10 protein-coding genes are annotated in these 9,967 nt (G+C 65.2%); 8 read left to right on the forward strand and 2 right to left on the reverse strand.

The features are described from left to right. On the reverse strand, window positions 1-379 hold a 379-nt coding region (locus tag VFA16_RS00335), incomplete at its 3' end, for a helix-turn-helix domain-containing protein (protein ID WP_324965906.1). A gap of 244 nt (window positions 380-623) precedes the next feature. Between VFA16_RS00335 and VFA16_RS00340 the strand changes: the two genes are divergently transcribed. Next, complete coding sequence (locus VFA16_RS00340; protein WP_324965907.1) at window positions 624-1,826, forward strand: cytochrome P450; 1,203 nt, start codon at window positions 624-626, stop codon at window positions 1,824-1,826. A 5-nt stretch (window positions 1,827-1,831) separates the two neighbouring features. On the opposite strand, the gene VFA16_RS00345 is transcribed toward VFA16_RS00340, so the two are convergent. After that, on the reverse strand, window positions 1,832-2,689 hold the full coding sequence (locus VFA16_RS00345) for an oxidoreductase (protein ID WP_324965908.1): 858 nt from the start codon (window positions 2,687-2,689) through the stop codon (window positions 1,832-1,834). A 101-nt stretch (window positions 2,690-2,790) separates the two neighbouring features. Here VFA16_RS00345 and VFA16_RS00350 point away from each other — a divergent pair, with 101 nt between their 5' ends. The 7 genes from VFA16_RS00350 to VFA16_RS00380 form a co-directional block, all read left to right on the forward strand. Then, entirely contained in the window at window positions 2,791-3,786 is a 996-nt protein-coding gene (locus tag VFA16_RS00350) for an acryloyl-CoA reductase (protein WP_324965909.1), read from the forward strand. A 126-nt stretch (window positions 3,787-3,912) separates the two neighbouring features. Continuing rightward, window positions 3,913-5,007: a homogentisate 1,2-dioxygenase gene (locus VFA16_RS00355; protein WP_324965910.1), complete on the forward strand. Its 1,095-nt coding sequence runs from the start codon at window positions 3,913-3,915 to the stop codon at window positions 5,005-5,007. Further along, window positions 5,004-6,182 carry an alpha/beta hydrolase gene (locus VFA16_RS00360; RefSeq protein WP_324965911.1) on the forward strand — a complete coding sequence of 393 codons (1,179 nt, stop codon included), beginning with the start codon at window positions 5,004-5,006 and terminating at the stop codon, window positions 6,180-6,182. The genes VFA16_RS00355 and VFA16_RS00360 overlap by 4 nt, the downstream gene beginning before the upstream one ends. 48 nt (window positions 6,183-6,230) lie before the next feature. After that, entirely contained in the window at window positions 6,231-7,436 is a 1,206-nt protein-coding gene (locus tag VFA16_RS00365) for a CoA transferase (RefSeq protein ID WP_324965912.1), read from the forward strand. Then, window positions 7,433-8,329 carry a hydroxymethylglutaryl-CoA lyase gene (locus tag VFA16_RS00370; protein ID WP_324965913.1) on the forward strand — a complete coding sequence of 299 codons (897 nt, stop codon included), beginning with the start codon at window positions 7,433-7,435 and terminating at the stop codon, window positions 8,327-8,329. The genes VFA16_RS00365 and VFA16_RS00370 overlap by 4 nt, the downstream gene beginning before the upstream one ends. After that, a complete protein-coding gene (locus VFA16_RS00375) occupies window positions 8,329-8,940 on the forward strand; it encodes a TetR/AcrR family transcriptional regulator (protein WP_324965914.1) in 612 nt (203 codons plus the stop codon). The genes VFA16_RS00370 and VFA16_RS00375 overlap by 1 nt, the downstream gene beginning before the upstream one ends. 11 nt (window positions 8,941-8,951) lie before the next feature. Further along, on the forward strand, window positions 8,952-9,967 hold a 1,016-nt coding region (locus VFA16_RS00380), incomplete at its 3' end, for an acyl-CoA dehydrogenase family protein (protein ID WP_324965915.1).

Here is a 9,967-nt window from a genome sequence, read left to right on the forward strand (position 1 = left end):
TCACCACCGGCGGGAACTCCGTCATGTCGACGCCATGGGTGCGCATGGCCTGCGTCAGTGCGGCGGCCTCCATGTCCCCGTACCGTTCGGCATAGTCCGCGATCTCACTGCGAATTGCCTTGCGGTGGTTGCCCAAAGCCATGAATTCGAGCATCAGTTGGGCGCCCTGCGTGCTGTTGAGCCGCCACAGCTCATGCAGCGGCTTGTCGCCGCTCAATGCCTCGCGCTGACGGTGCAGAGTTGTCTCCGCGCCGGCCCGCAGGACGGCCACGAACAGGTCGTCCATGCTGGGAAAGTAATAGTGCACCAACGCCGGTCGGACACCGGCCTTGGCAGCCACCCGGCGCGACGTCGCGGCGGCGTAGCCCTCTTCGATCATGAGCTGGGCCGTCGCTCGAATCAGCGCGCGCGGGGTCTCCGAATCTCGAGCGCCAACCCTTGACCGACGGACAGATGAGCTGCTAGACATGTGGTCAGCCTAGTAATTGGGCGATCGCCCAAACAAGAGGGAGTCGCGATGACGGGCCGAGTTGCAGACAAGGTGGCGTTTGTCACCGGCGTCACGCTGCCTGTGGACGCCGGCAGCTGCCTGAAGTGACACGCACCCAAAGGATCTCGAAGCCATGACTATCGCCAACGAAACCGAGGTCTACTACGACCCTTATGACGTCAACATCGTCAACAACCCCTACCCCGTCTATGCGCGGCTGCGCGAAGAGGCGCCGATCTACTACAACGAGCGCTACGACTTCTGGGCGCTTTCTCGGCACGCCGACGTGGACAAGGCGTTGGCGAACTGGGAGACGTTCTCCAACAGCCGCGGCGACATCCTCGAACTCATCCAATCCGATTTCGACATGCCGCCCGGCGTCATGATGTTTCAAGACCCGCCGATGCACACCATGCTGCGCGGCCTGATGTCGCGGGTTTTCACACCGCGCCGAATGGCCGGGATCGAAGACCAAATCCGACGGTTCTGTGTACGCTGCCTCGATCCTCACGTCGGGTCGGACGGGTTCGACATCATTGCCGAGCTGGCCTCGATGATGCCGATGCGGGTGATCGGGATGCTGCTGGGCATACCGGAAGACGACCAGATCAGCGTCCGCGACGCCAACGACGCCAACCTGCGAACCCGGCCCGGCACACCGATGAAGGTGGCCGATCCCGACGCGATCGCGGACGGTCGGATCTACGCCGACTACATCGACTGGCGGGCCAAGAATCCCTCCGACGATCTGATGACCGCGCTGCTCAACGTCGAGTTCGAGGACGAACACGGCGTGAGGCGCAAACTGACCCGCGACGAGGTACTGCGCTACACGCAGGTCGTCGCCGGCGCGGGCAACGAGACGACCGGCCGGCTTATCGGCTGGCTGGCCAAGGTGTTCGCCGAACATCCAGACCAGCGCCGCGACGTGTTCGAGGACCGGTCATTGCTGACGCGCGCCGTGGACGAGACTTTGCGGTTCGAGCCGACGGGCCCGCACGTCGCCCGTTGGGTAGCAAAAGATTTCGAGTGCTACGGCACCACGGTGCCCGCGGGCAGCGCGATGCTGCTGCTGTTCGGTGCGGCCAACCGCGACACCCGCCGGTTCAGCGACCCCGACACGTTCAATATCCACCGCAACGAGGGCTCCCACTTGACCTTCGGCAAGGGTCTGCACTACTGCCTTGGCGCCAACCTGGCCCGCCTGGAAGGCCGCGTCGCGCTCGACGAATTGCTCAACCGCTGGCCGGAATGGGACATCGACTACCAGACCGCCAAGCTCGCGCCGACCTCGACCGTCCGCGGTTGGGAACGGCTGCGCATCGTATTGCCGTAAGGCTCTCAGGCGGCGACGGCGCTCAACTGCTGGCGAGTCTCGTCGTCGAGTTCGATGTCGGCGACGGCCATGTTCTCCTCCAAATGTTGCACCGAGGACGTACCCGGGATCAGCAGCACGTTGGGTGCCACATTCAACGTCCACGCCAGCGCAATCTGCGCCGGGGTATACCCGAGCCGCTCGGCGGCCTGTTTCACCAACTCGTGACCAAGCACTCGATTCGGCTGCACGAACGCAGATCCCAGTGGGAAGAATGGCACGAAAGCGATACCGCGGGCCGCGCACTCGTCCAGCACCGCAGACGAGGATCGGTCGACGAGGTTGAAAGCGTTTTGCACACATACGATGTCGGTGCGCTCCAGGGCGTGCAACAGGTGCTCGCGGCTAATCTCACTCAAACCAATGCCGTCGACCAATCCCTCGTCGCGGGCGGCGATCATGGCCGAAAGCTGGTCGTCGAAGCGACGATCCGGCCTGTCGCTGTCCATCAGTCGCAGGTTGACTGCCGCCAGCCGGTCCACGCCCAGCGTGCTGAGGTTGGCCTCGATGTCCTTGCGCAGATCGGCGGGATTGTCGACCGGTAGCCAGGCGCCGGTTTCGTCGCGGCGAGCACCGACCTTGCTTACCAACGCCAGATTCTGCGGATACGGATGTAGCGCCTCGCGAATCAGTTCGTTCGCGACATTCGGACCGTAGAACTGAGCGGTGTCGATGTGGTTGACACCGAGTTTGACCGCGCGCCGCAACACCGCCAGCGCCTGGTCATGGTCTCGCGGCGGCCCGAACACGCCCGGGCCGGGCAGTTGCATCGCGCCGAAGCCGATGCGGGCGACGGAAAACCGACCAAGCGGAAAAGAATCCATCTCTGCACCCTATATCAACCTTGCTGATATATGCCAACTTTCGTGGCATAACTAGCGGTGGTGCACTTCACCTAGATTCCGGACGAAGCTAGCGTCGAACCATGGACACCTTTCAGGCGCTAATCGCACGCCAAGACGGAGATCAGGTAACCACCGCTGTCGAGACACTTAGCGCAGCGGACCTGCCGCCCGGCGACGTGACCATCCGCGTCCTGTATTCCAGCGTCAACTACAAGGACGCATTGGCGCTGACACCCGGCGGCGGCGTGGTGCGGGACTACCCCGTCGTCCCCGGGATCGACCTCACCGGCGAAGTCGTCGACTCGCAATCACCCGAATTCGAGCCGGGCGATGCTGTTCTTGCCCATGGCTACCAGATCGGCACCGGCCACCACGGCGGCTACGCCGAATACGCCCGGCTGCCGGCCGACCAGGTGGTGGCGCTGGGCGCGCTGACCCCATACGACGGCGCCGCCATCGGCACGGCCGGGTTCACCGCCGCGATGAGCGTGCAAGCACTCCTGGATTGGGGCATCGCGACCGACGCAGGGCCGGTGGTGGTGACCGGCGCGTCCGGCGGAGTGGGGTCGATCAGCGTGGATCTGCTCGCGGCCGCCAGCTATCACGTGGTGGCGTCGACGGGTAAGGCCCAGGCGGCTGAGCGGCTGAAAGAGCTTGGCGCAGCAGACGTTATCGGCCGACTACCAGACCCGGGCGCCAAGCCGCGACCGCTGGCCAAGGCCCGCTGGGCGGCCGGTGTGGACTGTGTCGGCGGCGCGACGTTAGCGGACGTGTTGAGCGCGGTGAACTACCGCGGCGCGGTGGCCTGTAGTGGGCTGACCGGCGGCGCGGCGCTGCACACCACGGTGATGCCGTTCATCCTGCGCGGGATCGCGCTGCTCGGCATTGACTCGGTGCAGCTGCCGATCGGGCCACGGCGAGAACTGTGGGCGCGTCTCGGCGATTCGCTGCGCCCGCGCCATCTCACGGCGATTACCACCGACGTCGACGTCAAAGACGTCGTCGGCGTGCTCGACCAGGTACGCGCGGGCAAATTCTCGGGTCGCGCGGTGGTGCGCGTCGCCGGCGGCTTCTAGGGCGAGCAGCCGCAAAAGCCCGTCTGCCGGCCGTGTCGGGTACCTAGGCGTCTTCTCGCCCTTGTGCCGCACCAAAAGAGAAAGTAACGTCACTTTCACTTCTAGCTGCTCAGCGGGGAGCCGCCCATGGAATCGTTCGTCCACTTGCGCAGAGGCCGCACCCCGCGCCGCCTGCACGCCGACCTCGACGGACTCAAGGACGACGAGCTCGGCCGCGGCGGATTCACCGGCCGGACCGCCAACCTGTACCGTCGCCACGACCCCACCACCTACCGGTCCGTCGGCCCGTTGCGCCCAATCGACGTGCTGACCGGCCAGCTCACACCCAGCGACGCCACCGACGCCGACGGCGGCCCACTACTGATGTTTTCCAACGCCGACTGCCGCATCTCGTTGTCACGCCGCAGCGAGCCGATGCCGTTCTACATCCGCCACGTCGACGGCGACCTGCTGTGTTTCGTGCACACCGGCGCGGGGCTGCTGGAAACTGAGTTCGGCCCGCTGCGCTACCGCGAAGGCGACTGGGTGTATGTGCCCAAGGCGTGCACGTGGCGTCAGATGCCGGATGCCGAGACCACGCTGCTGATGATTGAGGCAACCGACGAGTTCCGCGTCCCGCCGCCCGGCACGCTGGGGCGGCACTTCCCGTTCGACCCGTCGCAAGCCACGATCCCTGAGCCGGCACCGTCACAGGACGATGGCCGCGATGAGTACGAGGTCCGGCTCGTCCACGAAGGCGGACCGACAACCTTGCTCTACCAACATAATCCGCTCGATGTCGAGGGCTGGCGCGGCGACAACTTCCCGTTCACTTTCAACATCGCCGACTACAACGTCGTCACCTCTGACAGCGTGCACCTGCCGCCAACAGTGCACCTGTTCATGCAGGCCACCGGTGTCTATGTGATGAACTTTCTACCCAGGCCGGCTGAAAGCGTGCCGGGCACCGAGCGCACGCCGTGGTATCACCGCAACGTCGACTACGACGAGATCGCCTTCTTCCACGGCGGCTCCCTCTACGGCATCCCGATGCCGCCGGGGCTGATTTCTCATGCGCCGCAAGGCGTTCACCACGGCGCACCGGAGAAAGCGCGAGAACGGGCGCGGCGCAAGTTCGGCGAATACTCACGCGTCGACTGGCAGGTCATCGCCGTCGACACCCGCAGAAGACTGACCCCGTCAGCCGAGGTGCTGGCCCACGACCTCGGACAGCATTCATGACCAAATACGAATACGACCGCATTCCCTATCTCGTTGCGTTCCAGAACAACTCGGGCGTCAGAGACGTCTACGGTGGGCTGGCTGAGATCACAGTGCTGGAGAGCTACCTGCTCAAGCCGAAGGACAAGCCGTCAGACACCGTCATTGTGTTTATGCACCCGATCGGCGGCGGCGCCTACCTGCCGATGATCAACGCATTGGGCCGGGCCGGACACCATGTCATCTACTGTAACAGCCGCTTCCGCGGCACCGACTCGGCGCTGCTCATGGAAAAAGTGGTCGAGGACCTCGGCGAGTGCATCAAGGACGCCAAGAAACGGCTCGGCTACCAGAAGGTGGTGCTGGCCGGCTGGAGCGGCGGCGGCTCGCTCTCGCTGTTTTATCAACAGCAGGCGCAGCACCCCACGGTGGCATCCAGCCCGTCCGGCAACGGGCCCGACCTCACCCAGTTGGACTTGCCCGCGGCCGACGCCGTCATGCTGCTGGCCGCCCACATCAGCCGCCACGGCACGCTGACCGAATGGCTTGACGCATCCATCCTCGACGAATCCGACCCCGCCAACCGCGATCCCGAGCTGGACCTCTACAACCTGGATAACCCGAACCAGCCGCCGTACAGCGACGAATTCCTGTCCCGCTACCGGCGAGCCCAGATCGAGCGCAACCGCCGCATCACCGCGTGGGTCAAAGACAAGCTGTCAGAGCTGAAGGCCGCGGGGCGCCCGGACGACGAATTCTGTTTTGTCGTGCATGGCACCATGGCCGACCCGCGCTGGCTGGATCCGAGTGTCGATCCCAACGAACGCACCCCGGGAACCTGTTATCTGGGCGATCCTCGAGTGGTGAACATGAGCCCGATCGGCCTGGCCCGCTTTTGCACCCTGCGCAGCTGGCTTTCACAGTGGAGCTACGACGACGCCCGTGCCGACGGCATCGAATGCGGCCATGACATCGACGTGCCCACGCTGGTGATCGGCAATCTCGCCGACGACGCGTGCACACCCAGCCACACCCGCCGGCTCTTCGATGCGATCGGCCATCCGGACAAGGAGATGCACGAAATATCCGGCGCGACACACTATTACGCTGGTCCACACCAGCGCGATAAGCTGCGCCAGGGGGTCGACATCATCGGCGAGTGGCTGGTTCGCCACGACTTCGCGAGGACAGAATGACCTCCGTCCGCGCCGACGCAGAGCGGAGCAATGAGTGAGGAGCGGAGGATGACCGCGACCGGCGCGCTGGACGGCATCCGGGTCCTCGAACTCGGCACGTTGATCGCGGGACCGTTCGCCGGCCGGCTACTCGGCGACATGGGCGCCGAGGTCATCAAGGTAGAACCACCCGGGGCGCCCGACCCCCTGCGCACCTGGGGGCAGGCCGAACTCGACGGGCACCACTTCTTCTGGACAGTGCATGCCCGCAACAAGAAAGCCGTCACACTCGACCTGCGCAAAGCCCGCGGACGTGAGCTGTTTCTCGAGCTGGTCGAGAAATCCGACATCGTGGTGGAGAACTTTCGGCCCGGGACTCTGGAGAATTGGAACCTCGGTTATGAGGTGCTGTCCCAACGTAATCCTGGTGTCATCCTGGTGCGGGTATCCGGCTATGGGCAGACCGGCCCGGAGGCCCACAAGGCCGGCTACGCCTCGGTGGCCGAGGCGGCCAGCGGGCTACGTCACCTCAACGGATTTCCCGGTGGACCGCCGCCGCGGCTGGCGCTGTCCCTGGGCGACAGCCTGGCCGGGATGTTCGGCGCTCAGGGCGCGCTGGCCGCGCTGTACCGCCGCAGCGTCACCGGACGCGGTCAAGTTGTCGACGTGGCCCTGACCGAATCCTGTTTGGCCATCCAGGAATCCACCATCCCGGACTACGACGTCGGTGGGGTGGTGCGCGGGCCGTCGGGCACCCGGCTGGAGGGCATTGCGCCGTCCAACATCTACCGCAGCGCCGACGGTACGTGGGTGGTCATCGCGGCCAACCAGGACACCGTGTTCGTCCGGCTGTGCCAGGCCATGGGGCGGCCCGAGCTGGCCAGCGACGACCGGTTCGCCACCCACGGCGCGCGCGGCCGAAACCAGGACGAACTCGACAAGATCATCGGCGACTGGGCGGCCGAACGGCAGCCTGGCAAGATCATCGAGACACTAAGCGCAGCAGGCGTAATCGCCGGCCCGATCAACACCGTCGCCGAGGTGGTCGAGGATGCTCAGCTGTGGGCTCGCGGCATGATCGCCGAGCACTGGGATGAACGGGTCGAGAGGTCCATTTTGGGTCCCGGGATCGTGCCGGTGCTCTCCGAATCTCCGGGCAGTATCCGCAACGCCGGCCCGGCCCGACCGGGACAACACAACGACGAGGTCTACCGCGGTCTCCTCGGCAAGACCGCTGAGGAACTCGACCGGCTGCACAGTGAGGGGGTGCTATGAACCCACGTGTCACTATCCGGGAAGTCGCGTTGCGGGACGGTCTGCAGATCGAGGCACCAGTCCCGTTGTCCGCCAAGCTTCAACTGCTGGATGCGATCGCTGCAACCGGGGTGCGCGAGGTCGAGGCATGCGCGTTTGTTTCTCCGACGAAGGTGCCATCGATGGCCGACGCCGCGGAGCTGGCCGCCGAGCTGCACCGCTTTCCCGGCATCGAGTTCTCCGCTTTGGTGGCAAGTCCCAACGGCGCCAAGCGCGCTATGGCCGCCGGATTGCGGGCCATCGAATACGTCGTGGCGGCCTCGGATGCGTTCAGCCACGCCAATGTCGGGCGGAGCAGCGCCGAGGCCACCGCACAGATCGGTGAGATCGTCACGATCGCGCACGATGCCGGCGCCACTGTCGAAGCCATCATCGCCACTGCGTGGGACTGCCCGTTCGACGGGCCCACTTTGCCGCAGCGCGTGCTCGACATCGCCACAGCCGCCTGCGAGCAGGGCGTCGACCGGATCTCGATCGCCGACACCATCGGCACCACTACGCCGGGCCGGGTCAGCTCGCTGATAGCCGCGCTACGTCCGCGCATCGGGACCACCCCGCTGGGCGCGCATTTCCACAACACTCGCGGCGCCGGATTGGCCTGCGCGTATGCGGCGGTCGCAGCGGGTGTCACCCGATTCGACTCCTCGGTCGGCGGCCTGGGCGGCTGCCCATTCGCGCCAGGCGCCACGGGCAATATCGCCACCGAAGACTTGGTCTACCTGTTCACCGACAGCGGTATCGAGGTCGATGTCGACCTGCACGCCGCTATCGCTGCCGCCGACGTTGCCAGATCGGTTGTCGGCCATGACCTCCCCGGCGCACTGCTACACGCCGGGGACCGGAAGCGACAGTGATGGCCACCGAGGCGCTGAGTTCCAAAGGTCGCCAAACGCGCCAGGCGATCGAGCATGCGGCGCGAAAGCTATTCGCAGAAGGCGGGTTCCACGGAACAACGCTCGCTGACATCACCTCGGCGGCCGGAAAGTCCCCGGCGGTGTTCTACCGCTACTTCACCGACAAACAGGACCTGCTGGCTGCGCTGGCTGAATCCTTTCTACACGACGTCTTGACGCCCGCACGGCTCTCGGTACGCCTGCCCGAATCCCCGGACGACAACGACTTTTTCACGTCCGTGGTAACCGGCTACTGGAACATGTTCAAACAGAACATCGGCATCATGGTGGCGGTCGCTCAATTGGGCGCCACCCAGGAACGGTTCGCCGCGTTGCAGAACGAGTTCCGTCGCTTCGGCATGGACATCGTCGCGGCATCTGTGCGACGAGCACAACAACACGGCTACGGCAGCGAACTTCATCCCGACCACACCGCCGCCGCCATCGCGCTGTTGTTCGAGAACTTCACCGCCGTCGTCGTGGGCCCCTCGGCGCTGGGCCTGCGAATCAGCGACGAAGAGGCTATCGCCACGCTGTCGACCATCTGGAAGAAGACGCTCTACGGCACCTGAGGAGGCCAGAAGTGGATTTCACCCTGCCCGAACATCTTCCGCGGCTACTCGCCGACATCGACACCTTCATCGAAGCCGAGATCACTCCTCTGCAGGCCGAGCACATGCAGTACTTCGACCACCGCCGCGAATTCGCCCGCACCGACCTCGACAACGGCGGCATACCGCGTCGAGAGTGGGAAGACCTGCTCGACGAGATGCGCCGGCGCGCCGACAATGCTGGCTGGCTGCGCTACGGATTGCCGTCCTCGCTGGGCGGACAAGACGGCACCAACCTCGACATGGCGGTCATCCGGGAACACCTGGCCCACAAGGGAATCGGCTTGCACAACGACCTGCAGAACGAATCATCGATTGTCGGCAACTTTCCGCAGGTGATCATGATGGAGCGGTTCGGCACCGAAGCGCAACGCCGTGAATGGTCGGAGGCGCTGATCACCGGGCAACGCTCGATGGCATTCGGGCTTACCGAGCCGCAGCACGGATCCGACGCCACCTGGCTGGAAACCCAGGCCGAGCGGGACGGCGATGCTTGGGTGATCAACGGCGCCAAACGCTGGAACACCGGCGTGCACCGTGCGACACACGACCTGATCTTCGCCCGTACCTCCGGTGAGCGCGGGCAGGCGACGGGCATCACCGCGTTCCTGGTGCCCACCGACGCGCCGGGTTTCACGGTGCCGTTCTACTGGTGGACGTTCAACATGCCCAGCGATCACGGCGAAGTCGAACTCAAAGATGTGCGAGTGCCCGCCGACGCAGTGCTCGGCGAGGTCGACCGCGGCTTGGAGGTAGCGCAGACGTTCTTGCACGAGAATCGGATTCGACAGGCGGCGAGTAGCCTCGGCGCGGCGCAATACTGCATCGACCGCGCCGCCGACTACGCCGGCACTCGAGTAGTGTTCGGCAAGCCGTTGTCGGTCCATCAGGCCGTGCAGTGGCCGCTTGCCGAACTACACACCGAAGCTCAGATGGTGCGGCTGCTGGTGTACTACGCGGCCTGGCATTTAGATCGCAACCACCACCT

This window comes from Mycobacterium sp. (genome assembly GCF_035653355.1).
Taxonomy (GTDB): Bacteria; Actinomycetota; Actinomycetes; order Mycobacteriales; family Mycobacteriaceae; genus Mycobacterium.